Consider the following 24,513-nt stretch of genomic DNA (forward strand, 5'->3'; position numbering starts at 1 on the left):
TATGTTGCAAATTGGCGAGTTTGAATTTCAATCCAGGCTGTTTGGCGGCACCGGCAAGTTTGCTTCGGCAGAGCTGATGCAACGCTCGCTCGTGGCCAGCGGCGCCGAGTTGGTCACTGTGGCGATGAAGCGGCTCGATTTTAACCAGGATAGCGATGAATTGGTGGCACCGCTCAAAGAGCGCGGCGTGCAGCTGCTGCCCAATACCGCCGGGGCTCGCAATGCCAGGGAGGCAATTTTTGCCGCCGAGCTGGCACGGGAGATGCTGGGCACCCAACTATTGAAGCTGGAGATCCACCCGGATCCCCGTTATCTATTGCCGGATCCGGTAGAAACACTGGAAGCGGCCCGGGTCTTGTGCAGCAATGGCTTTACCGTACTGCCTTATGTACATGCCGATCCCGTGCTGTGCTTGCGCCTCGAAGAGGTCGGCTGCGCCGCCGTGATGCCGCTTGGCAGTCCCATAGGTTCCAATCAGGGGCTGGCCACAGAACCCTTTTTGAAGATCATCATAGAGCAGGCCAATGTGCCTGTGGTGGTGGATGCCGGGATCGGCGCGCCGTCTCAGGCGATGCGGGCGATGGAGTTGGGCGCCGATGCCGTGCTGGTCAATACTGCCATCGCCTCCAGTTCGGATCCCGTGACCATGGCGGGCTGCTTCAAGGATGCGGTGCGCGCCGGGCGAGCGGCCTATCTTGCCGGACTCGGGACCATCAGCAATCGAGCCCAAAACACCAGTCCGCTGACCGGGTTTCTCAATCTGGGAGAAAACCATGGCTGATTTTCTTGAGCGTTTTACCGCTATCGACAGAGATCTACTGCGCCTTGCTATTGCCAGTGTCAGCGCCGCCGAGGTTGAGCGCTGTCTGGCGCGGCCCGAGACGATAGCGCACAATCCCTCGGCCTTGCCCATTCTTTTGTCACCGGCGGCCCGGGAATTTCTCGAGCCTATGGCGCAGCTTTCTGCTGCGCTCACCCGCAAGAAGTTTGGCGCCAACATAGGTCTCTATGCGCCGCTCTATGTTTCCAATCTGTGCGCCAATGATTGCGATTACTGCGGTTTCAGCATGAGCAATAAAATTCGCCGCAAGACCCTAAGCCAGGCCGAACTGGATGCTGAAATTGCCATTCTCAAGCAGCGCGGCTTTGATTCTGTGTTGCTGGTTTCCGGCGAACATGAAACCAAGGTAGGGCTGGATTATTTTGCCCAGGCGCTTTTGACGCTCAAGCAGGACTTCAGCTACCTGGCGATTGAAGTGCAGCCTCTCGCCGAAGCGGGCTATCGGCGCCTGGTTGATGAGGGACTGGATGCCGTGATGGTATATCAGGAGACCTATCAGCCCGCCACCTATGACCGCCATCATCTCAGAGGCAATAAAAAGGACTTTGGTTTCAGGCTCAATACACCGGACAGGGCCGCCAGGGCCGGGGTCGACAAGATAGGCCTGGGGGTTTTGCTCGGGCTGGATGATTGGCGCCTGGACTCGGCACTGATGGGGTTGCACCTGGACTATCTGCAGCAAAAGTACTGGCGTAGCCGCTTCAGCGTGTCGCTGCCAAGGCTCAGGCCTTGCGTTGGCGGAGTAACGCCGGCTGTGACTCTGGATGATGCCGGACTGGTGCAACTAATCTGCGCCATGCGCTTGTTCAGCCCGGCGCTGGAGTTGAGTCTCTCTACCCGGGAGAGCGCCTCACTCAGGAACAATCTATTGCCCCTAGGGATCACCCATGTGAGTGCCGCCAGCTCAACAGAGCCAGGTGGTTACAGCAATCCCAAGTTGCAGCTGGATCAGTTCCAGATAAGTGATGAGCGAACCGTCCCTGAGGTAGTCAGCGCCATTCGAGCACAAGGCATGCAACCTGTGTGGAAAGATTGGGACGCGAGTTGGCTCGCAGGCGCCTCTTTTGCGGAAACCCATCAAGGCGCATAAATCTTTCGGGCTGTACATTTGCACTGAATTGGCCAATAATTGTTCAAAGCTGTGGCTGAAATGGTAGCAACTGATTTTAACCACAGAACGAAAATCCACAGTCCAATACAGACAAGGGGCAATCATGCAAATTCCATCGGCTTTTTCGGCGGGAGTTCAAGGGCTGCAAAGCGCCCAGTCCGGCCTGACTCAGGCAACAGTGGATATCGCCCGTCCGGCACCTGCGCAGCAGGCCGATTCGACCCGCCCGGTTGAGGAGGCAGATAAAACCTCGGCATTGGTATCGGCATTGGAATCCAAGGCACAGGGTCAAGCTTCAGTAGAGGTGATTGAACGCGCATCCGACACCTTGGGCAGTATCATAGATATCGAGGTGTAATATATGGTTGGCGCGCTGGCCGGCGCGGGGCTGACGGCAACAGCCGTGTCCCGGCGGCCAAGCGCGTCAATTGCCAACTTAAGCAGTGGCAGCTCCATAAACCAATCGCCTATCAGCGCCAACCCTGCCGGTAAAATCTCCGTCACTCAAAATCCCTCTCAGGAAAATCCCTCTCAGGTAAGTGGCGTAAAGCCAAGCCCAATAAACCCGAGTCAATTAAACCCGAGCTCGGGAAATCAAAGCCCAATCAATACAAGCCCAGTCAATTCAAGCTCAGTCAATTCGAGCTCAGTCAATTCGAGCCCGCACCAAGGTTCAGCTGCACAACATTCAGAGCCACAAACTGTAAAGCCGCCGCGGGAAGCACTGATCAGTTTGACTAAAGGAGCCCTTGGGGCCGCGGCCTTGTCCAGCTCCGGCCATTGGCATGGAGAGGTTCAAGCATCGATGCCGCTCGCGGGGATATCGGCTCAAGCATCTGCCTTTTCCGGCCAGGGGAATGACATTGCCGGCAGCCGCGCGATACCAGTGACTTTAGCGGGAGAAGCGCCTGATGTTCCCGCTTTTAATGGCACAAATACTTCCGCCAACTCAATGGGTGGGGCAGAGCAGGCTTTCGGCAACTCTTCAGGCAGCTCATCGAGCCAGGTAGGCAGCGAAGTAAAAGAAGGGGACGAAGGGGCGGCTCGCCAGTCAACCGGGGAGCCGAATACGACAAGCGCAGCCGAACCCGAACCCAAACCCAAGCCGGATGAGGCGCAACAGAAACAGCAGCAGAACCGTGAGAGTCGTGAGCAACAGGCGCTTGAGCGGGAAATCGACTCCCTGATGAAGCGCGATACCCAGGTGCGATCCCATGAACAGGCTCATGCCGCGGTAGGCGGGATCCATGCCGGACAACCGGCATTTGAATTCGAGAAAGGACCCGATGGCAAGCGTTACGCGGTGGAAGGTGAAGTTCAGATAGATGTCTCTGTAGTGAACGGCGATCCGCTGGCGACCATGGCGAAAATGAAACAGGTCTATGCGGCGGCGATGGCACCTGTCGATCCCTCCATGGCCGATATCCGGGTTGCCGCCGAGGCGATGCGTAAATATAACCAGGCAAGAGAAGAGGCCGGAACCCAGAGACTTGCCGCCGCACCAAAGCCTGAGCTGAGTCAAAACCTGTTGGGAGCCGCAGATCCGGCTGCTGAAAAGTCCGCGCCTTCCTTTGAACCCAAGGCTGGCGACTCTGCAAACTTCCCCATAGGTCTGTCTCGTTTGATGGGCGCCATAGCACAGCAGTCAAATGCCTTGAATGAACAGGCTTTCAGTCCACCCAAGGCCGAGTTGCAGCTTGAGTCGGGTTCAGTTGCCGACGTGATAGCCGCTGAGCAGCAACAGGCGCAGCGCATTCGGGATGAGAGTCGTTAGTGCTTCACATATCTTCAAGGCCAATTTGAGTTCGGCGAGGGCACGGTTTAATAACCTCTTTGTTCAATGCTTAAACAAAGCATAGTAGGAGGTTTACTTCCGCGTCATTAACGTTGGGAATCTATATTCTCAGCAGAATGGGCAAAATAAATTATCCATAAAATCTAGTAGTTCAATATTTGGACTTGGCATAATTACTGTTACTTTACCGTGCTTTTCGCATTCAATTTCTTGAAATCCACCTTCATTAGCAACTGTGCTTATGTCTAAATCACTCCATCCACACCAAGGGCAACACTTAATTTCTGCATCGGTGTTTGCAGCTATCTCTTGCTTCCAGTTGCATTCGCCACAATGAAGCTTGTGTATTACCTTGGCTTCTGTAAGCGTAGTTACTTTAGGCTTCTCGATCATATCTCTTTCCTATACATATAACGCCCGCCACAAACGCGAGGAACGTATTGCAAGTCGAGCGGCCAAAGGGCGCGTTTTTTATGGCGTTTGTTAGATTTTTTTAGTAAAGGTATACGTAGCCTTCTTGCTCTAACTGTATAGCCATTTCTTTAGTCCAGCTTAACTCAGGGTACTTTTCCCAAAGCCGTTTCAACATGTCAATTGCTTTCTCTTGCAAATAATGAGCATAAAGAATCACTGCCGAGTCACGTGTATGTGTCATTAGTTCTTTATTTTCAATGATAGCTAAGAGCTTGAGTTCTTTTTCATGAATCAACGAGATAAGAGATTCAGCATTTTGCCCTAATGAGCCACGCTCAAAACAGTCGTCTTCATCTAGCAAGTTCAGCATTTTGACAACATCACTTTCTGACATAGATGCTATAGATGAGCGTAAGTTATTCCTTAAGCTAGTTGGGATATCTTGCCCGCTACGCCAGAATATATCAGGGTGCCCAGGAATGTGTGCTAAATAGTACAATATAGCTGGATCTAACTCGTTAACGTCCCAACTCTTGAAAATATTAAGTATTTTCATCCAAGCTTCTTCAGATTGGGTATGGCATCGAGCCAATGAACTTAAGCCTAAACAGTGCTCTGTATAGTCGTTCGATTCAGAAAATTTAATTGATTCCTCAAGTGACAGTTTGATCTCTTGTTTCAAATGTAAGGGCTTGAATATCTTCTCAAAATTTTTAGACGTGAAACTTGATAACTCTGTTTTATTGAAAGTCACTGTGTAAGGGCCATTGTTTATTACGTCCTGTTCGGAGCCAATATGGTATTTAATATCCGTCCAATAAGCAGCATCTTCATCCGGATCATAGACAATACCTATTACAGGTAATGAGTGTGACTTCCAGTACTCAAAGTGTTTTTTAGAAGTAGGAATGGAGCAAGATTTATTGGTACAGAAAGATTTTCCCGACTTGATTTGCAATGCGACGGTAATACCCTTCACGTCTTCTTCATCTACTAATTCTACAAACGCATCGTTACCATAATCATTTTCTTGGTGCACCTCATGAAAGATACTGTTTGAGGATTCAATTATGTTTCGAACATAATTAACTCCTCTTTTAGCCATTGCCGAGCTTTTCAGTTTAGTTGTTCCCATGATGCCTCAAAAAGTCTAACAGCTGTATATAGTACGCTTGTCCTCGGAGGAGTGTAAACGCGCATCGCTATCTCTTTGTATTAGTTAGATCCCTTGCGGCTATACGCGCATACGCGGTCTCCAAACCTATTATCTGCCAACAGTGTTTTATATCTATATGACTTTAATGATATTTTCTGTGATGTTACAGAATTAATGCGCCAGATTATCTTCAAATCTCAGGGGCTTTTGTCAAAACCTCAATAATACGGTGTGAAAAACAAGCACTATAGTGCTCTCCCGGAGCTGTTCGAGTCTTTTTCTAACTGATATTCGTGACGTCATACCTTACGGACACAGGGTAAGTATGAAGTTGCTCCGTTTTTCACTATTTATAATGAGCCAGATTTATACAGAGCCAGATTTATGTTGAGCCAGGATCAGTGATTCCAGCAGCTTACAGGCCGGGCCCTGTTTGTCTCTCTGTGGCACCACCAGACTGAGCAGTATCTTGCGGCTGCTGGAGCCTTTGAGACTGAGACGTACCAATTGCCCATTTTCCAGCTCCTGCTTGACCAGATGCGCCGGGATCCAGCAAAAACCTATGCCTTTGGCCAGGATCACCTTGGCTTCGTGGAAGTTGCTGACGGTCCAGCGCTGCTCGGCCTTGAGCCAGCCGATTTCCTGCTGACTATTGACGCCGGTATCTTTGATCACAATTTGCAGATGTTGGGCCAGCACTCTGTCATCTTCAATTTCCACTTGGGCCGCCAGCGGATGGGAAGGGTGGCAGAGCAGGTAGAAGTCCAGATCGCAAAGGGGCTCAGAGATATAACCCATGGGCGGGGTACCGCAAATCGCAATATCCACCTGATGGTTTTTGATCATCTCCTGGGTACCGCTGATCACTGTGTCCCGCACTGTGACCCGGGTTCCGCGGCTTTGGGGCAGAAAGGCGGCCAGCGCCTCGGTCAGGGTTTCCATGGGGTAGACCAGTTCCCTGGCGATGCTCAGACTCGGCTCCCACCCCTGTTCCAGATTGCTGGCGAGCTGCTCCAACTCCCCCACAGCCTGAGTGACGTGACGAGAGCGACGAAGCAGTACTTCGCCGCATTCGGTCAGATAGGCCTTGCGGCCACGCACTTCGAGGAGTTGGATCCCCAACTGATGCTGCAGCTTGGCCACAGCATGGTTGAGGGATGATTGGCTCTTGTTGAGCTGCTCGGCGGCCTGGGCGTAACCACCGAAGTCGACGACGGCCTGCAGGATCCGCCACTGTTCCAATGTGGACTTGGGTCTGTTCATTTTCTAAAAACTCGTCAGATTTCGGCCTATCATGGGTGGAAACTGCCAGTTTTTCAAACTATTTAGCCTTTTTCGTCGACTCGGTCGCCTGTTTGACCGACTCGAGTGGCGTCACCTGCATCGGCAGGTATTTTCGGGTCGCCTTGAGCTCACTCAAATAGGGGCCTTTATGCAGTTTTTCCGGCCATTTGAGCAGCATCATCGCCAGCACATTACGGTGTTCCCCCAGGGCCAGCGCCGGGTTGCCTTTGGGGGAGCGAATAAAGTCCACCTCAGGATCGAAGGACTTGATGATGTGCGCCTGGGTGGCTTTCACCATGGGATGATCTTTGCCCTTGCCGGCGAGTAGATAGCTTATTCCGACTTCGGCAATAATATCGTCGGTGGCATCACTGAGGATCCGCTCGCGGTTGGCTTCGAAGTAGTCGAGGATCCAGGCGAACTCCTTGGCATCTACCGGGTGCTGATAGTATTCACTGGCGGCGAAGATAAAGTGAGTCAGGCCATAGAGCTTATTGCGATATTGTGCCTTACTGAGCTTGCCATCCTCGGCATCCGGGTAGACACGTTTAAAGGCGGCCTTGTAGTCTTCCAGATAATCGCCAGCGCCAAGCTGCTTGGCCCAGTAAACATAATTGATCAGCTGCGCCGCCCAGGCTTCAATCATGGCTTCGTCGGTCAGGCCGTGCTCCAGATCTGTACTCTTGAGCCCTTTGAGCAACTTGTCGTGGCAGGGTCCGCTAAATCCCAATTCATCTATGCGACTGGCGTAGCGCAGCAGCACATCGGTATAAAACAGAAATTCGGGGAAGGGTTTGAGCGCTTTTTTGCGTGCCTTGGCCCGGGGGCCATTGCCCAGTTGGGATATTGCCTTGAGCGATTCACTTTTGACAAATTCAGGGTCGTCCAGTTGGCAGGCATAGAAGCTTTGCGCTTCAGTAACCGCAAGCAGATCCACCAGGGCGGCGTTGGCGTACTGCTCGTCACCTGTCATCCGATAGAGACGGATCCCGTAATGACCCTGCACCCTGGGTGGCAGCTGGTAGAGATGCTGCTCCAGATTCTGCTGAATGCGTTGATAAACCTCGTCAGCGCTGGGCTGGCTCTTGGCCGCCAGGGTACTGCTCATCACTCCCAGGCAGAGGGCAAGTGTCAGTTGACCGGTTCTCTTGAGTATTGGCATCGCGTATCCTCCGGATGAGTGTGGCCGCATCGGCAGCGCCAAACAGGCTTTGCAAACGGGCGGCCATAGGTTGGGCTGATTCGTTGACCAGCAAGAGATCAAATAGTTGCGCCGGGTTGCAGCCCCGGGTGTGAACATCTATGGCTTTGGCAAGTTGCTGTTGCCAGAGCCCAAGATAATAGAGCGGCCCCTGATCGCTGATGGCGCCAAAGCTGTAGCTATAGTCACTGACTTCGGGCCAGGAGCCATTAAAACTGGCTTCAAACGCCTTGTGCAGCTGTGGGTATTGGCTGTTGCCAAAGGCTTCAAAGCTGGCGAGGGCCACTTTGGCACGAAACACCTTGAGCTGCTGCTGGTATTCTTCGGCCAGTTGTTCGCGAGAGCCGGGAGCCGGCTTGAGTGAAAATGCAAAGGCGCCGGCCAGATAGCGCTCAAGCCAGGCTTTGCCCACACCGGCGCCATCCTGAGGCAACTCCAGACTGTTGTTGAGATAATAACGGCCGCCGCCACTGAGTTGGGCTATGGCGGCGCTCAGGGAAGAAACTGCGGTCTGATAGTCCTTGAGCTTCACTTGCTGAGGCTTAAGCACCAGCTCGCTCTGGCCGGTTTGTTGGCCGACAACGGCGCGGCGCAGCATTTTATGGCGGTTGTGTTTGCCTTCGCTGATAAGAAGTTCACCCTGCAGCCGACCATGGTGATACACCCTGAGCCAGTCGTCGTTAATCTGCTCTGTGGTTAATCCCAGCGGTTTGAGATGGTCAAACAGGGCTTTTAGTACTTCAGAGCCTTTGAGCGCGACCATTTTGGTTGACTGGGCCTGCTGTAACTCGCGGCCCAGATCCCAAGGGGCGTAATCCAGTTTTTGGGTGCTGGCATCGAGAAACTTGGCCACATCGCTTGGCGTGCTCAGCAACTGAGAACTGAGGATAAAATCACTGTAGCTCGGGTAACCGAGCGCCTTGGCTTGCTCTTGTCTCAGGGCAAAAACGGATGACAGCGGCAGTTGATTGCGTAATCTGGCGCGGCCCTGATAAGTGCGCCAAACCTTGGCGCGACAATCACCATCGGCCTGTTGCATCAAGTAAGAGGCGATATTGACTGCAAAAAAGCCGGGCTTTTGGGCTGATTGAGCGGCTTCCTGCTCCGCTGAATTCTCTTCGGGATTGAGAGCCTGTTGCATGCCGGGCAGGGCACATTGTCCCAACTCCAGCTTGAGATCGTCACTGCGCATTCCCTGGCGAATGCTGGCCTGGGCGCCATGAAGACGGGCCTTTTCCTCTATGCCCAGATGTTGCTGCATCAACCAGTCCAACCTCTGGGCCAATGCCTGAAGCTGTGGCTCATCATCCTGGTTAAGTTCGGATGTCAGGCTTATCAGCGCCGGTTCGCTCAGGAATCTATCCATGGTGTCGGCCAGTTTCAACTGACACTGCAACAGCAACTCATGCTGCGCCGCTGACAGGGGAAAACTCCGATAATAACCGAGGCGGTCATTGATATTGTGCAGCCCGAGGGTTTGTCGCTCAAGCAACTGCAGATCCTGAAATTCAGGTTGAAAATTGCTGCTGTATTCGACACATTGGGCCGTCAGCAAGGGGACGGCATCAGGCGCGGCCAGGGCAGGGGAAATGCCCGAGGCCACAGTCGATGCCAGCAGCGACGCCAACACCGACAGTGGCAGCCTGGACTTGAGGCGAGATGGACTCAGGCCGGAGTTAACGGCTGGCAAAGTGCTTCTTGGCATAAGCGACCCGTTCTTCCACTGACATGGGTTTGCCCGTCATTCTTTCCACATGCTGCAGCCTTGGCAATATCCCCATGCCATTGGCTATCTGGATGGCAAGCCCGGGACGGGCGTTGAGCTCCAGCAGCAGTGGTCCTTTGTTTTGATCCAGTACCATATCGGTCCCCAGATAACCCAGTTCGCACATCTCATAGGCGCTCGAGGCCGTGTGCAACAAGGTATCCCAGTGGGGCACCTCGATTTCAATCAGGTTACGCCCCGTGTCCGGATGCAAATCGACCGGGCAGTCAAACTGCACCGCATGCAGGCCGCGGCCGGTAGCGATATCCAAGCCGACACCAACCGCGCCCTGGTGCAGGTTGGCCTTGCCATCGGAAGCGGCGGTGGACAACCTGAGCATTCCCATTACAGGAAACCCCTTGAACACTATCAGGCGGATATCCGGAACCCCTTCATAGCTGAAGCCATCGAATACGGGATCGAACTCAATCAAGCCCTCAATAATGGCCACATCCGGCTTGCCACCGAGGGAGAACAGGCCGCTGAGGATATTGGAAACGTGGCGATCGACTTCGCTCGGGGTGACTTCATTGCCGTTGGGCTTATAGAAGCGACCATTCTCCACATGGGTGATCACCAAGATCCCTTTGCCGCCCGAGCCTTTGGAGGGTTTGATCACAAAGCCGCTGCGATCTTTTACCTGCTCGGGAATGCTATTGATACCGTGTTGCTCGCGCACCACACCTATCAGATCGGGCACGGCAATATCATTGGCAAGCGCAAGTTGCTTGGTGGTGAGCTTGTCGTCCACCCGTTTGTAAAACTTGCGCGGATTGTAGCGGCCAATATAGTCGATATTGCGCTTGTTCATATTCAGCACGCCAGCGCGGCGTAGCTGCCATGGCCAGGCAAAATTCATCTTATTCTCCTGCCAGTGGCTTGAAGCGCTTGAGCTCCAGCAGTCGATAACCCGTGTACTGACCCATCAGCAGCACCAGCGCCAGGATCACCAAATGAATACCCAGGAAGTTGAACACCCAGTGCTGTACCCAAGTGGCGCTCATGGCCAGATAAGCCAGAGTGGCTACCAGAAGTGAACCGCCACCTTGCACCATCACCTCTTTGGCACCTTCCTCTTCCCAGAGGATAGACATACGTTCAATGGTCCAGGCGAGAATGATCATCGGGAAGAAGGTGATAGTCAGGCCTTCACTGAGCCCAAACTTGTACGACAGCAGGGTAAACAGGCCTATGATGCCTATCACCACAATGATCACCGCCGATATTCGTGAAATCAGCAACAGGTTTAGATGCGATAGATAGGAGCGGATCATCAAGCCAAAGGCCACAATCAGCAGGAAACCTATCAGGCCGGTCAGCAGTGTGGTCTGGATAAAGGCCAGGGCGATAAGCACAGGCATAAAGGTACCTGAAGTCTTTATTCCTATGATAACCCTAAGGAATACCACCATCAGCACCCCGATAGGGATCAGCAAAATACCCTTGAACAGGCTCTGTTCTTCCAGCGGCAGTTGATAGAGGGAAAAGTCGATGGCGTTGTTTTTGGCCATCATGTCTATGGAGGTCGCCAGGGCTGAACGTGTGTCTTTCAGCATGGAGAAGTTGACCTGGGAGTTGCTGCCACCCAGGACGTCCAATACCGATTTACCGCTGCGCTCCCACAGCACCATGTTTTCCGGACGGCCCTCTGTGCCTTTGACCAGATCGAACAGATGCCATTTACCGTCCTGATAGACTTCGACAAAGGGGGATAGTTGCTGCCGACGGCGCTGATCTTCCAGATACAGACCATTGACTTCCTGAGTGGGAATACCGCGGCTATTGAGCATATGGACAAACAGCTTGGTGGGTGAGTTGGCCGACAGCAGCAGCTCTATGTTCTGACTGCGATCGCGACCGGCAATGGCGCGCATGATCTCACGGGCAAAAGAGAGGTTACCGGCACTGCGAGCCCAGGCTTCGTCCATCACCTGCTCGGCGGCGGCTTTCTCGGTCGCAGACCAGATATAAGGTGCCGGCGGCAGAGGTTCTTCCTGAGCCTTGAGTATTTCACGGCCGGTGGGGATCAGGGTGACCTTGTAGTAGAGGTCCTGTTGGCCATTGGCTTGACGAATCGACCAAAGCGCGCGGCGGCCCTGTTCATTGTTGCTGATAGTCAGGCCATAACCCGGGGAGGTGGCATTTTCCATCAAGACTTCAAATGCCGGATCCTGTGGCAGGGAGAAAGAGACTTCTGCCGGGCCACCCGTACCCTGAAAACTGACTTTGGCATCGACAGCCCAACTTTGTACCTGCTCACCGGGCAGGAAGGGCACATTGTGTTCAATACCACGATAAATACTGGCGCTGAGCCCAACAATAAACAGCAGAGCTACCACCAGGTAGAAAGGTTTCCGTGAATGCATTACCGCTCCTATTTATGGCTCGAAATCACTAAGTCTTTGGCTTTGCCGTGCAGGTAAGCTTGGCCTACATCGACAACGGCTATGTCTTTCATAAACTTGCGGCCGAGCAGCAAAGGATATTCGAGGTGACTGCGGTCGGTAAGGTTAAGATCGGTTTCGGCGGCATATTTGCCTATTTTGAGGTGGGCGTGGATCACCGGACGGCGATCGTCTTTTTCATCGGCGTCTTGCTTGATACGGACAAAACGTACCACCTTGGATTCGAAAGTTTTTCCCGGCGCATCCGCGCCATTGATCATCACATCGAATCTAACCCATTGGGCGCCGTCACGCTCAAACAGAATAATGTTGCGGGCATCGAGTGAAGAGGATTCGGCACCGGTATCGATACGGGTATCGAAACTGGCATTCAGCTCATCGATAAAGACGCTCTCGACTTCACCGAGAATATATTTGTCGCCAATAGGTGAAGCTTCGCAGGGCGCAGGCACCTGTACTTCCTTGATGGTTTCCTTGGGGGGCTGCTGCAGTTTCTTCATCTGCTGTTGCAAACCCTGAAGCTGAGTATTCAAGGCATCCAGATGCTGTTGCTGTTGATTCTGAGCCTGAGCAATCACATTGACTATGCTGGCTTCCTGAGAGGCGAGGTTGGACTGCAAGGTCTGGGCGTCGACCGGCACCGGGGCATTTGCCACTTCCTGAGTGCTGGCGCAGCCGCCGGCAAGTGTTGCCATGGAGGCCATGACGGCGATTGAAATCGTCTGTTTCAACATAGTGCTTCCTGTATTCTGTTTTCCAGATTGCGTCACTTTTATATAGGGTTCGGTGAACTCGACTTACTTAATCGCGATAAAGGTTGCCCGTTTGGGGGCGGGGTAACCTTCCACTGTCAAATTGATGTCGGTCGGATCGAGGTAATCCACCAGAGATTCGTTGCGCATCCAGGGCGTGGAGCGTTGCTCGGCCAGTGAAGTAACATCAAGATCGACACAGCGAACCTCACGAAAATCGCACTTCTCAAGCCAGAGTTGCAATGCGGCAACGGACGGAATAAACCATACATTATTCATCTTTCCATATCTATCCCGTGGCAGCAGTACGGCATTTTCATCACCTTCTATGACCAAAGTCTCCAACACGAGTTCACCTCCGGTTCGCAATTGATCACGCAATTGCAACAAGTGGTCAATTGGTGAGCGCCTGTGGTACAGCACCCCCATGGAGAACACAGTATCGAAGGCGTCCAGTGGCGGCAGTTCTTCTATACCCAAAGGCAGCAGATGTACCGGCGGAGTCCCGCCGGTGAGGCGTTTGACCGCTTCAAACTGGCATAAAAACAGTGAAGAGGGGTCGACACCTACCACCATTTTGGCGCCTTCACCATACATGCGCCACATGTGATAGCCGCTGCCGCAACCTACGTCCAGCACGGTTCTGCCTGCCAGTGGGCTGATATGGGGTGCGACCCGCTCCCACTTCCAATCGGAGCGCCACTCGGTATCGATATGAATGCCATGGATATGAAATGGCCCCTTGCGCCAGGGATGCAGCAACTGCAGCAGGTTTTCCAGTTTTTCCCGCTGCCCCGTTGCCAGTTGCTCCCCGGAGCCTATGGTGACACTGTCTTTGAAATCCAGGCTGTCGGGGCTGGGGTAATTGAGCTTGGCGAGCACTTTCTCCCACTTGGGCAGGGCACCGTGCTTGTGCTCTCTTTGCCAGTCGCCGAGTTTGGCCGGCAGTGTTTCCAGCCAATGCTGCAGATTGGAGTCGGCAATCTGTTGATAGAAATTACTGAAACTGATCACTTGATAGCTACCATGGATGTGAAATTGAAGCACTGGAACCAGACACCGTAATGGGCAAAACCGGCCTGGGATAATCTGTTGTAGTGATTGCTGAGTTGATCAGGTTTCATCACGTTTTCCAGTGCGCTGCGCTTTTGGCTGATCTCCAACTCGCTATAGCCATTGGCGCGTTTGAAATCCAGATGATGTTCATCCAGTACTTGCTGGATAACCTCATCGCCGAAGCGGATTTTTTCCGACAGCACCAAGGCGCCACCGGGTCTTAAGCCAGCATATATTTTCTGGATCAGGGTATCGCGATCCTCGGGCGGCAGAAACTGTAAAGTAAAGTTGAGCACCACCAAGGAGGCGTCTTCGATGGCGATATCACGGATATCACCACAAATAAGCTGCACCTGGGTATCGCTGACATAAGCATTGAGATACTCATGGCAGCGCTCGGTCATCGCCGGTGAGTTGTCGACGGCGATAATCTCGCAACCTTTGCCTTCAATGCGCCTACGAATACTTAAAGTTGCCGCGCCAAGAGAACACCCTAAATCATAGACTTTACTGTCTTGTGTCACAAAGCGCTCGGCGAAGTCGCCAATGGTGTTGATGATCTGGCCGTAACCCGGCACAGAGCGGCGGATCATATCGCTGAATACGCCGGCTACCCTGTCATCAAAAGTAAAGTCTGAGACCTGACCGCAGTCAGTCGCATATATGGTGTCTTGAGAAGTGTTCATCTGAAATCTTGTGCGGGAAAATCAGTGACGTATTTTACCGAATCCCGCGTGAAAGCAGCAAGTGCGCTCTGGTAATTGACGCAAATTTTTTGTCTAATAGTGCAGGAATAACAAAATAATTACATCGCCTTACCAGGAAATAAGCACTTGAAATCGCTGACCTCTCTTTTGAGTCTATTGTGTGTGCTCGTATGTCTGCCGCTGGATGCGGCCACTCAAGTCCAGTCCCCCGCCAAACCACTCGTCATAGTGATGGGGGAGGATAGTTATCCCTACCAATTTGTTGATGATGCCGGCCAGCCACAGGGGATCCTAGTGGATCTCTGGCAGGAATGGAGCCGGATCAATCAAAGACCCATCACACTAGTGGCGCGGCACTGGAACGATTCCCTGAAGCAGCTCAAAGAAGGCAAGGCGGATGTACACCTGGCGTTGGCGCTGACCCCGGAGCGCGAGGCCGAATTTGAATTTGCCAAGCCCATCAGTCGTATTGATACCTACCTCTATCTGCACTCTGAACTGAGGCACAAGGACAGTTTTGAGAAGCTGCTGCCGTATCGGATAGGGATAGTCAAAGGCTCGTCCCACGAATCGGATCTTAAGGCTCAGGAGTCCGGCCTTTCATTTGCCTTATACCCAGGTCGCGACGCATTGCTCAAGGCGGTATCCCGCGGAGAAATCAAGGTGTTTGCAGGCATGGAAGGGTATCTACGTGACCGGCAATTGGCCCGCAGTATTGCCCAGCAATATCCCACCGCCAACCGGATGCTGATAAAGCATTCGCCGGTGGCGCCGGCTGTCGCCAAAGGCAGGCAGACCTTGGTGGCCGAAATCGATAGTGGCTTTGCCCAGATCACTCCTGAGTTTATCGTTCAGACCCAGAGGCGCTGGCTGGGGTATCGTGCCGATCAGCATGGGATCACGGTTGCCATGCCACTGAATATGGAGCCGTTTTCCGATCTTGGCCCGGATGGCTTACCCCACGGCCTGTATGTGGATATCTGGCACAAATGGTCCGCCAAAACCGGGGTGCCGGTGGAGTTTGTTGCCGGTAGCATGAACAGCACTCTGGAGCAGGTCAAGCAGGGGATTGTCGATGCCCATATAGGTTATCCGGAAAGTGACGATCTCAGCTCTGGACTCAAGCGTGCCTGGCACTTACACACCCAAAGCAGCCGTCTGTTTCTCAAAGGTCAGATGGAGAGCCCGCTGGCGCTATTGGACGGCAAACGCTTGGGGATTTTCCCATCATCACCCTATATCACAGAGCTGAAACAGGTCTTACCCAAGGTACAGCTCAAGTATTTCGACTCTCTCGATGCCATGGTCAATGCCGCCGACCGGGGCGATATCTCAGGCTTCGTCTCGCCCTCGGCCTGGACTCAGCATTATCTGTTGACTCATGGACTCTGGGCCGGTTACCAGCAAGCAAAAGCCTTGCAGTTCAGCTCAGATATCTATGTGTTGACCCGCCGCCAGGACGATGGCCTGACCCAAAGGCTGATCGCCGGCTTTAATCTGTTGACCCGCGAGGAGTTGGCGGCGCTGGAAAACAAATGGATGCTCAATAGTGACGATCATGTTTACAGCAGGGATCAAAGTCGGCTGCCATTGACCCAGGCAGAGCTGGGCTATCTTGAAAGCTTGCCCGAGCTTAAAGTAGGTTACCTCAAGGATTGGCCGCCCTTTGAATTCAAGGATGAGCAGGGACAGTTTGCCGGAATTAATGCCGACGTGATGACGAGGGTGGCGCAGCAGTTGGGGCTTAAACTGCTGCCCGTGGCTTTCGATGAGTGGCGCGATCTCCTCAAGGCGCTTGGCAGCGGCGAAGTGGTGATGGCCGCCAGTCTGGCGGCGAGGGATGAGCAACATGTTGCGCTGGCTTTTTCCGACGGTTATTGGCCATCGCCCTGGGCCATGGTTTCCACCGTGGATCATCTGAATCTTTATAGCCTGGGACAACTCAATGGCCAGCGGGTGGCGATTGTTGAAGGTTATCAGTTGGCCGGTGAGCTTATGGCCAAGAGCCAGGGCATAAGCCCAGTGTTGGTGCCCGGCATGCGCGAAGGGTTGGAAGCCGTCAACCTGGGAAGGGCGGATCTCTTTATTGATAAAGTGGTATCGCTGGCCTCGGCCCTTTCTACCGGGCAATATCCGGCGCTGAAGATGAACCTGATAACCGATATGGCCGATCAAAAGAGCCATATTGGCGTCACGCCCGGCTATAAGCCTTTGGTGCCTTTGATTAACCGGGTAATAAGCGGTATAGATGACAGCCAACGGCAAAGGATCCATGAAAAATGGGTTGGCACTGTGATTACCGACAAGAGCCAACAATACAAGGAATGGTTGGGCTATTTTCTGCTGGCACTCTTGATTGCGCTGTTTATTGTACTGCTGGTGTTGCAGCTCAATCGGCGCCTCAGCCGGGAAATGAGCTTAAGGCGTGAGGCCGAGCTTAAGATGAAGCATCTTGCCAATCATGATCCGCTCACCGGCTTACCCAACAGGGCATTGCTCGATGACAGGCTGGAGCAGGCGTTTTTGCAACATGCCAGAGAGCAGGAGCGTTTTGCCGTACTGTTTTTGGATGTCGATGGCTTCAAAGCCATAAACGACACCTATGGTCATGAGGTGGGTGACAGAATGCTGGTGCAGGTCACTCAGCGCCTGGCCGCGGTGATCCGTAAATCTGATACTCTGGTGCGCTTTGGCGGTGACGAGTTTGTGGTGATACTCAATCGAATTCAGGATTTCGATGCCGTCTGCCAGGTGGCGGATAACTTGATCCAATCGCTTGCCGGGCCACTCAAGTGGCAAAACATCAGTGTGCAGCTGTCACTCAGTGTCGGGATCAGCGTGTATCCGGTGGACGGCGACAACGCCATCGAACTGCTCAAACGGGCCGACCAACTTATGTATCGCGCCAAAGAGAGTGGCGGCAGTTGTTATCGCAGTGCCTGATTGTTGTTATTTTGAACGCTCGTGCCTTGACCTTGGTTCAGCCACTGGTCAAAGGGAGCAAACTGTTTGATACTTCACCGTCTGAAAGTGAAGTACTTTGGTAAGCGGCAGATTTTCTCTATAATGCCGCTCTTATCGTGTTGAATCGTTCCAGAGCTCAGCAGGCCGGAATAAAGGATATAAAGCAGATGCGCAGTCATTATTGTGGGGACGTAAACAAGTCCCACGTTGGACAAGAAGTGACCCTGGTGGGTTGGGTAAACCGTAGCCGCGACTTGGGTGGTGTGGTGTTTTTGGATCTCCGGGATCGTGAAGGATTGATCCAGGTAGTATATGACCCGGACTTGCCTGAGGTTTTCGATGTCGCCAGCACACTGCGCAGCGAATTCTGTGTTCAGGTCAAAGGTGTGGTCAGAGCCCGTCCCGACAGCCAGGTCAACGCTCATATGCGTACCGGCGAAATCGAGGTGCTGGGTAAGGAACTGACCATAATCAACGCCGCCGACCCACTGCCGCTGAGTATGGATAACTTCCAGAACAACAGCGAAGAGCAGCGTCTCAAGTATCGCTATCTGGACCTGCGTCGTCCGGAAATGGCCCAGCGACTGATTTTCCGCGCCAAGGTCACCAGTGCCGTGCGTCGTTTTATGGACAGCAACGGCTTCTTGGATATCGAAACCCCTATTCTGACCAAGGCCACGCCGGAAGGCGCCCGTGACTATTTGGTGCCAAGCCGCACTTACAAGGGGCAGTTTTTCGCCTTGCCTCAGTCGCCTCAGCTGTTCAAACAGCTGTTGATGATGTCAGGTTTCGACCGTTACTACCAAATCGTCAAGTGCTTCCGTGACGAAGACTTGCGCGCCGACCGTCAGCCTGAATTTACCCAGATTGATATCGAAACCTCTTTCATGAGCTCTGAGCAGGTGATGCAAAAGACTGAGGAGATGGTGCGCGGTCTGTTCCTCGAATTGCTCAACGTGGATCTGGGTGAATTTCCGACCATGACCTATGCCGAAGCCATGCGTCGTTTCGGTTCTGACAAGCCGGATCTGCGTAACCCACTGGAATTGGTGGACGTGGCCGATCTGGTCAAGGATGTTGAGTTTGCGGTATTCAACGGCCCAGCCAACGATGTTGAAGGCCGAGTGGCGGTTATCCGGGTGCCGGGCGGCGCCGAGCTGTCCCGTAAGCAGATAGACGACTACACCAAGTATGTCGGTATCTATGGAGCCCGCGGTCTGGCCTGGATGAAGGTCAACGACCTGGCTGCCGGCATGGAAGGCATTCAGTCACCTGTGCTCAAGTTCCTCAATGAAGATATCGTCAAGGCGCTGCTGGAACGCACCGGCGCGCAAAGCGGTGATATCATTCTGTTTGGTGCCGACAAGGCCAATGTGGTTGCCGAAGCCATGGGCGCGCTGCGTCTGAAACTGGGTGAAGATTTCAACCTGCTCAAGGGCGAGTGGGCGCCGCTGTGGGTTGTTGACTTCCCTATGTTTGAAAAGGCAGATGGTCGCCTGTACGCAGTGCACCATCCGTTCACCGCGCCAAGGGGCGTGACTCCGGCTGAGCTGGAAGCCAACCCGGCCGAGACGGTATCCGACGCCTATGATATGGTACTCAACGGTACCGAACTCGGCGGCGGCTCTGTGCGTATCCACAATCAGGAGATGCAGGCCACAGTATTCCGTATTCTCGGGATCACAGATGAAGAAGCCAAAGAAAAATTCGGCTTCCTGCTGGAAGCACTGCGCTACGGCACACCACCGCACGCAGGTTTGGCCTTCGGTCTCGACCGTCTGGTAATGCTGATGACAGGCGCCAGCTCGATTCGTGACGTGATGGCATTCCCGAAAACCACTACCGCAGCCTGCCCGTTGACCAATGCACCGGGTGAGGCCAATCCACAACAACTGGTGGAATTGGGTATCAAGGTTGCTGAAAAGGCGGCCGACAAAGCTGAAGTCTGAAGGACTGAGCTTGAAGTCATAAAAGTGTGAATCAAACCGGGGCATAAGCCTCGGTCTGTTTTTTTACCGGTTTGAATTTAAACCGGTATTGAGAGGAGATATACCTATGGCAGGTCATAGTAAATGGGCCAACATCAAACACCGCAAGGCAGCTCAGGATGCCAAGCGCGGTAAACTGTTCACCAAACTTATCCGCGAGCTGACAGTATCAGCCCGCGAAGGTGGCTCAGATCCGGATTCCAACCCCCGTTTACGTGCCGCTATCGACAAAGCGCTGTCCAACAACATGACCCGTGACACAGTCGAACGTGCGGTTAAGCGCGGTGCCGGTGAGCTCGATGGCCAGTCGCTGGAAACCGTGGTTTATGAAGGCTACGGCCCGGGCGGCACTGCCGTTATGGTCGAGTGTATGACAGACAACCGCAACCGCACTGTTACCGGCGTACGTAACGCCTTCAATAAGTCCGGCGGCAACCTGGGGACAGATGGCTCAGTGGCTTACCTGTTCACCAAGCAGGGCGTTATCAGCTACGAAGAGGGCGTTGATGAAGATGCCATCATGGAAGCCGCGCTGGAAGCCGGCGCCGAGGACGTGGTTAGCAATGATGACGGCTCAGTGGATGTTTACACTGCACCTGCCGATTTCGGTGCGGTAAAAGATGCACTGGATGCCATTGGGGTTGAAGCGGTGAATGCCGAAGTGACCATGGTGCCATCGACCAAGGCCGATCTGGATGAAGATACCGCCGCCAAGTTCCTGCGTCTTATCGACACGCTGGAAGATCACGACGACGTTCAGGAAGTTTATCACAACGCGGAAATTGCCGATGATGTGATGGAACGCCTCGGCTGATAAGGCGGACTATGGCGATTATTTTGGGTGTCGACCCTGGCTCGCGGATCACAGGCTACGGCGTGATCCAGTGTCAGGGAAGGCACCAGATTTACCTCGGCAGCGGTTGCATTCGCACCAGCTGCGAGGACCTTCCCTCCCGTCTCAAACAGATATTCGACGGCCTGTCGGAGATTATCCGCCAATATCAGCCGGAGCAGTTTGCCATTGAGAAAGTGTTCCTGGCCAAAAATGCCGATTCGGCACTGAAATTGGGGCAGGCCAGAGGCGCGGCCATAGTGGCGGCCACAGTGGCGAATTTACCGGTGGCTGAATACACGGCAACCCAGATAAAGAGCGCCGTGGTCGGGACGGGCAGGGCCCAGAAAACTCAGGTACAACACATGATCCAGCAGTTGCTTAAACTGCCGGCCGCCCCGCAAGCGGATGCGGCAGATGCGCTCGCCGTGGCCGTGTGTCATTATCATACTTGCCAGAGTCTGGTTGCCCTCGGCGGCCGGGCAACGGCCCGCAGCTATGGAAGATACAGATGATAGGGCGTTTACAGGGAATATTGCTGGAAAAGCAAGCTCCGGAAGTGTTGTTGGATGTGCATGGCGTGGGCTATGAACTGCAGATGCCGCTGACCAGCTTTTATGAGTTGCCGGAACTGCAACAGAGCACCACTCTCTATACCCACTTTGTAGTGCGTGAAGATGCTCAGCTGCTGTATGGTTTTATTACCAAGCAGGAAAGAGCGCTGTTCAGGTTACTTATCAAGGCCAATGGGGTCGGCCCCAAGTTGGCGCTGACCATACTATCGGGGCTGACGGCGCAGGAATTTGTCAGTTGTGTCGAGCGCGACGATATCGCCACCTTGGTGAAACTGCCGGGGGTGGGCAAGAAGACCGCCGAGCGTTTATTGGTTGAGATGCGCGACAAGCTCAAGAGCCTGATGGAAGCCTCCAGCGGCAATGAGCGTGAGTTTGTGCTCAAGTCCAACTTTACCCCGGTAGAAGCGCCCAACAGCGCCGAAGAAGATGCCATTGCAGCCTTGCTCTCTTTGGGCTATAAACCCGCCCAGGCCAGCAAAGCGGTTTCCAGCGCCTTTGTTGAAGGCATAGATTCAGAAACCCTGATCAAGGCCGCACTCAAATCCATGCTGTAACATGGAGCGGATAACTGAGGAATGAAGGTAAAGGCATGATAGAGGCCGACAGACTGATCCAACCCCAAAGCTCTCCTCAGGAGGAGCTTATCGATCGGGCGATGCGTCCCAAGTTGCTGGACGAGTATACAGGTCAGAATGAGGCTCGTGCTCAGCTCAAGGTGTTTATTCAAGCCGCCAAAAACCGCCAGGAAGCCTTGGATCACATGCTGATCTATGGCCCGCCGGGGCTTGGCAAGACCACTTTGGCAATGATAGTGGCCAATGAGATGGGGGTGAATATCAAGTCCACCTCGGGGCCTGTACTGGAAAAAGCCGGCGATTTGGCGGCATTGCTGACCAATCTTGAGCCGGGCGATGTTCTGTTTATCGATGAAATTCATCGTCTCAGCCCAGTGGTGGAAGAAATTCTCTATCCGGCGATGGAAGACTATCAGCTGGATATCATGATAGGCGAGGGCCCGGCGGCCCGCTCCATCAAACTGGACTTGCCGCCATTTACCCTGGTGGGAGCCACCACCCGCGCCGGTGCGCTGACTTCTCCGTTAAGGGCTCGTTTCGGGATCCCGCTGAGGCTTGAGTTTTACAATGTGGACGACCTCAGCACCATAGTTGCCCGCTCTGCCAACATGTTGGAACTGCAGATGGACTCTGACGGCGCCAGGGAAATTGCCCGCCGAGCCCGTGGAACCCCGCGGATCGCCAACCGCCTGCTCAGACGGGTGCGTGATTTTGCCGAGGTGAAACACGATGGCCGGATCACCAAGTTGGTGGCCGAGCAAGCACTGGATATGCTGGATGTGGACGGCGAAGGCTTCGATTACATGGATCGCAAGTTGCTGCTGGCGATCATCGACAAGTTTATGGGAGGCCCTGTGGGGCTCGACAACCTGGCGGCGGCCATAGGCGAAGAACGGGAAACCATAGAAGATGTGCTGGAGCCATTTCTTATCCAGCAAGGTTTTATCCAGCGTACTCCCAGGGGCAGGATAGCCACTGCCAGGGCCTACAGCCATTTTGAGATGATAAAACCCGAATAACGCACCGGCCAAAGTCGTAAGGCGGAATGGGAATAAGACAAAAAGCGGCAGCCTGAAAGGTTGCCGCTTTTTTGTGATTTAGGAAAAATGCCGAGGCTAGGACAGTAAACTTTTTTTGATAAGCTCGGCCAGGCGCTCGGGCGCTTCCAAAGGCAACATATGGGTGGCGTCTTTCACCACTCTTAGTTGAGCACTCTCAACTAGGTTTGAGGTCTGCTCACTGACCAAGCGAAACAGTGCCCGGGTATCGCTGCCGTGGGCAATTATCAAGGTACAGGTTTGGGGGAGCCTGAAGGCTTTCAAGGCATCTTTTGTGATGGCAGGGCTCTCGGTTTGATTGAGCTGCACCGGCAAAGTATAAGCCAGCGCCAGTTGGGGCTTGCGAATATCCTCGGCCTGGCGGCTAAAGTAGCCGGGCTTACCGCCCGAGCCATCTATCAGGGCTTCAACAGCTGCAGCCAACTCGCCTTTGGCGACCCGTTCAAATATCGGCGCAAACATATTGTTGGCATCGTCCCCCCAGCTTTGCATCACTTGACCTTCGAGTGCCCCAGGGTAACCGGGTTCATAGAGAAATATCCCTGTGGGCATAACAGAATGCTTTAGCAGCAGATTGAGGATCACATCGCTGCCATAAGACCAACCGGCAAGGTACAAAGCCTTCTTCTGCGGTAATTTGTTTATCTGTGTATACAGGTCATCGGCGTGGGTATTGAGGCCGAAACCGCCGTCCGTTTGGCCTGTGAAATGGCGTAAGTTGACAGGGATTATCTCAAACTCATTTTCAAGGTGGGGAAGATGCGGTTGCCACATCTCGGCATTGGCCAGCGCACCATGCACCAAAATCAGATAAGGGCGCTTATCTGAACCACTGTTTTCCATGTTTATTTTCCTTTTTGAACTTGGCTTTGCTAACCGGTGTAAACCACGCCGGCCAAGCAATAGAGCAGATACTGGATTGCAGACCTTAACCCAGCTCACTGCCCGAGCAATAACTCTCCCTCTATGGGGAAGAATTCGCTGGCAGCATTGATCAGAGCCAACGAAGTTAATTCGGGAACGGCGTAAACCTCAACCCGTTTACCTTTTTGACGTAGTTTTTCGGCCAACAGGGCAAAATCGCCGTCACCGGACAGCAGCACTATGGTGTCCACCACATCTGCATATTCCAGTGCATCTATGGTAATTCCCACATCCCAGTCGCCTTTGGCCGAGCCATCGGCGCGTTGGATAAAGGGTTTGAGTTTCACCTCAAAGCCGATGGCCCGCAGGATATTTTGAAATTCCCGTTGCTTCTTATCGCCCCTGTCTATGGCGTAGGCGAAGGCTTTAACCAGCTGCCGTTGACGGGTGACTTTGGACCAGAGCCGGTTGTAGTCAAGATTGCGCCCGAGCGCTTGCCTGGTTGTGTAGTAGACGTTTTGCACGTCAACCAGGATCAATACTCTGCCTCGCTGCTCACTCATAGCGGGTGTTCCTTCTCTTCAGGGCGCTAACTTTATCGGCAATCTGAGCCACTTTCAGGGTCTGAGGCCTGTCAGCTGCATGCTATATTCTCTGTGGCCTGTGTCGGCGCAGGTTTGTTCGCCAATAATCACAGCTCCCCTGCGTTGGTAAAAATCGACACTGGCCTGGTTGTCGCAGTAAACACTTAAGGTCAGTTGTTCTCTTTGCTGCCTGGCGTGCTCGAGTAAGCGACTGCCAATTCCTAATCCCTGCATCGCAGGTTTAACAAACAAAGCCGCCAGGCTGTTCTCGTAGAGAGAATAAAACCCCAGCACTTCGGCGCCATGCTGGTAGACATAGTTCTCGGCTGCTGGAATATAGACCCGGCGCATATTATCCAGTTGGGACTGCCAAAAATCTGCGGCGATAAAATCGTGTGCATCGATGGAGGCGGTCAACCAGATTTCCAATAGCGGATACATGTCTTCCTTGGCGAATGAACGGATCATATAACTTCCTTGTGGATTATTTTAATTGGTTACGGGATTAGGAGGCTTGCCCGCCCCAATTGGCTGGCGGGCTCGGCAAATCCCTATATTGGGGGGCAGAATAGCAAACCGGGCAAGC

The 24,513-nt window shown here is 53.4% G+C and carries 23 protein-coding genes; 10 read left to right on the forward strand and 13 right to left on the reverse strand.

The window, feature by feature from the left end:
- Nucleotide 1 precedes the first annotated feature (1 nt).
- The 4 genes from E1N14_RS10495 to E1N14_RS10510 all read left to right on the forward strand — a co-directional run bounded on the left by E1N14_RS10495 (nucleotide 2) and on the right by E1N14_RS10510 (nucleotide 3,726).
- Nucleotides 2-781 carry a thiazole synthase gene (locus tag E1N14_RS10495; RefSeq protein ID WP_025009679.1) on the forward strand — a complete coding sequence of 260 codons (780 nt, stop codon included), beginning with the start codon at nucleotides 2-4 and terminating at the stop codon, nucleotides 779-781.
- The gene (gene thiH, locus E1N14_RS10500) at nucleotides 774-1,931 is read left to right on the forward strand and encodes a 2-iminoacetate synthase ThiH (RefSeq protein ID WP_062793470.1); all 1,158 of its coding nucleotides are present in this window, start codon (nucleotides 774-776) and stop codon (nucleotides 1,929-1,931) included. The genes E1N14_RS10495 and thiH overlap by 8 nt, the downstream gene beginning before the upstream one ends.
- Nucleotides 1,932-2,055: 124 nt before the next feature.
- On the forward strand, nucleotides 2,056-2,310 hold the full coding sequence (locus E1N14_RS10505; RefSeq protein ID WP_025009680.1) for a hypothetical protein: 255 nt from the start codon (nucleotides 2,056-2,058) through the stop codon (nucleotides 2,308-2,310).
- 3 nt (nucleotides 2,311-2,313) lie between these two features.
- The gene (locus tag E1N14_RS10510; RefSeq protein WP_082813100.1) at nucleotides 2,314-3,726 is read left to right on the forward strand and encodes a putative metalloprotease CJM1_0395 family protein; all 1,413 of its coding nucleotides are present in this window, start codon (nucleotides 2,314-2,316) and stop codon (nucleotides 3,724-3,726) included.
- A gap of 129 nt (nucleotides 3,727-3,855) precedes the next feature.
- Here E1N14_RS10510 and E1N14_RS10515 read toward each other — a convergent pair whose 3' ends face one another.
- From E1N14_RS10515 to cmoA, 10 genes are all read right to left on the reverse strand, one after another.
- A complete protein-coding gene (locus tag E1N14_RS10515) occupies nucleotides 3,856-4,140 on the reverse strand; it encodes a hypothetical protein (RefSeq protein ID WP_025009683.1) in 285 nt (94 codons plus the stop codon).
- 100 nt (nucleotides 4,141-4,240) lie between these two features.
- Nucleotides 4,241-5,296: a DUF4365 domain-containing protein gene (locus tag E1N14_RS10520; protein WP_062793472.1), complete on the reverse strand. Its 1,056-nt coding sequence runs from the start codon at nucleotides 5,294-5,296 to the stop codon at nucleotides 4,241-4,243.
- 387 nt (nucleotides 5,297-5,683) lie between these two features.
- Complete coding sequence (locus E1N14_RS10525) at nucleotides 5,684-6,580, reverse strand: LysR family transcriptional regulator (protein WP_025009685.1); 897 nt, start codon at nucleotides 6,578-6,580, stop codon at nucleotides 5,684-5,686.
- A gap of 58 nt (nucleotides 6,581-6,638) precedes the next feature.
- The gene (locus tag E1N14_RS10530; protein WP_247600905.1) at nucleotides 6,639-7,709 is read right to left on the reverse strand and encodes a DUF3541 domain-containing protein; all 1,071 of its coding nucleotides are present in this window, start codon (nucleotides 7,707-7,709) and stop codon (nucleotides 6,639-6,641) included.
- On the reverse strand, nucleotides 7,669-9,507 hold the full coding sequence (locus E1N14_RS10535; RefSeq protein ID WP_152134906.1) for a M3 family metallopeptidase: 1,839 nt from the start codon (nucleotides 9,505-9,507) through the stop codon (nucleotides 7,669-7,671). Before E1N14_RS10535 ends, E1N14_RS10530 begins: the two co-directional genes overlap by 41 nt.
- Nucleotides 9,479-10,426 carry an alpha-L-glutamate ligase-like protein gene (locus tag E1N14_RS10540; protein WP_025009688.1) on the reverse strand — a complete coding sequence of 316 codons (948 nt, stop codon included), beginning with the start codon at nucleotides 10,424-10,426 and terminating at the stop codon, nucleotides 9,479-9,481. The genes E1N14_RS10535 and E1N14_RS10540 overlap by 29 nt, the downstream gene beginning before the upstream one ends.
- 1 nt (nucleotide 10,427) lies before the next feature.
- Complete coding sequence (locus tag E1N14_RS10545) at nucleotides 10,428-11,933, reverse strand: inactive transglutaminase family protein (RefSeq protein WP_028779244.1); 1,506 nt, start codon at nucleotides 11,931-11,933, stop codon at nucleotides 10,428-10,430.
- An 8-nt stretch (nucleotides 11,934-11,941) separates the two neighbouring features.
- Entirely contained in the window at nucleotides 11,942-12,706 is a 765-nt protein-coding gene (locus E1N14_RS10550; RefSeq protein WP_037436565.1) for an ATP-dependent zinc protease family protein, read from the reverse strand.
- A gap of 63 nt (nucleotides 12,707-12,769) precedes the next feature.
- Nucleotides 12,770-13,738, reverse strand: a complete 969-nt coding sequence (cmoB, locus tag E1N14_RS10555) for a tRNA 5-methoxyuridine(34)/uridine 5-oxyacetic acid(34) synthase CmoB (protein WP_037436567.1) — start codon at nucleotides 13,736-13,738, stop codon at nucleotides 12,770-12,772.
- Nucleotides 13,735-14,466, reverse strand: coding sequence for a carboxy-S-adenosyl-L-methionine synthase CmoA (gene cmoA / locus E1N14_RS10560; RefSeq protein WP_025009689.1), 732 nt, complete (start codon nucleotides 14,464-14,466; stop codon nucleotides 13,735-13,737). The genes cmoB and cmoA overlap by 4 nt, the downstream gene beginning before the upstream one ends.
- Nucleotides 14,467-14,613: 147 nt before the next feature.
- Between cmoA and E1N14_RS10565 the strand changes: the two genes are divergently transcribed.
- From E1N14_RS10565 to ruvB, 6 genes are all read left to right on the forward strand, one after another.
- Complete coding sequence (locus E1N14_RS10565) at nucleotides 14,614-17,430, forward strand: diguanylate cyclase domain-containing protein (protein ID WP_247600874.1); 2,817 nt, start codon at nucleotides 14,614-14,616, stop codon at nucleotides 17,428-17,430.
- A gap of 188 nt (nucleotides 17,431-17,618) precedes the next feature.
- Nucleotides 17,619-19,400 carry an aspartate--tRNA ligase gene (gene aspS / locus E1N14_RS10570; protein ID WP_025009690.1) on the forward strand — a complete coding sequence of 594 codons (1,782 nt, stop codon included), beginning with the start codon at nucleotides 17,619-17,621 and terminating at the stop codon, nucleotides 19,398-19,400.
- Between the two features lie 106 nt (nucleotides 19,401-19,506).
- Complete coding sequence (locus E1N14_RS10575) at nucleotides 19,507-20,253, forward strand: YebC/PmpR family DNA-binding transcriptional regulator (protein ID WP_025009691.1); 747 nt, start codon at nucleotides 19,507-19,509, stop codon at nucleotides 20,251-20,253.
- A gap of 11 nt (nucleotides 20,254-20,264) precedes the next feature.
- The gene (ruvC, locus tag E1N14_RS10580; protein ID WP_025009692.1) at nucleotides 20,265-20,786 is read left to right on the forward strand and encodes a crossover junction endodeoxyribonuclease RuvC; all 522 of its coding nucleotides are present in this window, start codon (nucleotides 20,265-20,267) and stop codon (nucleotides 20,784-20,786) included.
- The gene (gene ruvA, locus E1N14_RS10585) at nucleotides 20,783-21,400 is read left to right on the forward strand and encodes a Holliday junction branch migration protein RuvA (protein WP_025009693.1); all 618 of its coding nucleotides are present in this window, start codon (nucleotides 20,783-20,785) and stop codon (nucleotides 21,398-21,400) included. The genes ruvC and ruvA overlap by 4 nt, the downstream gene beginning before the upstream one ends.
- A gap of 35 nt (nucleotides 21,401-21,435) precedes the next feature.
- Nucleotides 21,436-22,440 carry a Holliday junction branch migration DNA helicase RuvB gene (ruvB, locus tag E1N14_RS10590; protein WP_025009694.1) on the forward strand — a complete coding sequence of 335 codons (1,005 nt, stop codon included), beginning with the start codon at nucleotides 21,436-21,438 and terminating at the stop codon, nucleotides 22,438-22,440.
- Nucleotides 22,441-22,536: 96 nt separating this feature from the next.
- Here ruvB and E1N14_RS10595 read toward each other — a convergent pair whose 3' ends face one another.
- The 3 genes from E1N14_RS10595 to E1N14_RS10605 all read right to left on the reverse strand — a co-directional run bounded on the left by E1N14_RS10595 (nucleotide 22,537) and on the right by E1N14_RS10605 (nucleotide 24,395).
- The gene (locus tag E1N14_RS10595; protein ID WP_062793473.1) at nucleotides 22,537-23,322 is read right to left on the reverse strand and encodes an alpha/beta fold hydrolase; all 786 of its coding nucleotides are present in this window, start codon (nucleotides 23,320-23,322) and stop codon (nucleotides 22,537-22,539) included.
- A gap of 95 nt (nucleotides 23,323-23,417) precedes the next feature.
- Nucleotides 23,418-23,906: a LabA-like NYN domain-containing protein gene (locus E1N14_RS10600; protein WP_025009695.1), complete on the reverse strand. Its 489-nt coding sequence runs from the start codon at nucleotides 23,904-23,906 to the stop codon at nucleotides 23,418-23,420.
- A 54-nt stretch (nucleotides 23,907-23,960) separates the two neighbouring features.
- Entirely contained in the window at nucleotides 23,961-24,395 is a 435-nt protein-coding gene (locus E1N14_RS10605; RefSeq protein WP_025009696.1) for a GNAT family N-acetyltransferase, read from the reverse strand.
- Nucleotides 24,396-24,513 lie beyond the last annotated feature (118 nt).

The organism is Shewanella algae, assembly GCF_009183365.2.
Taxonomy (GTDB): domain Bacteria; phylum Pseudomonadota; class Gammaproteobacteria; order Enterobacterales; family Shewanellaceae; genus Shewanella; species Shewanella algae.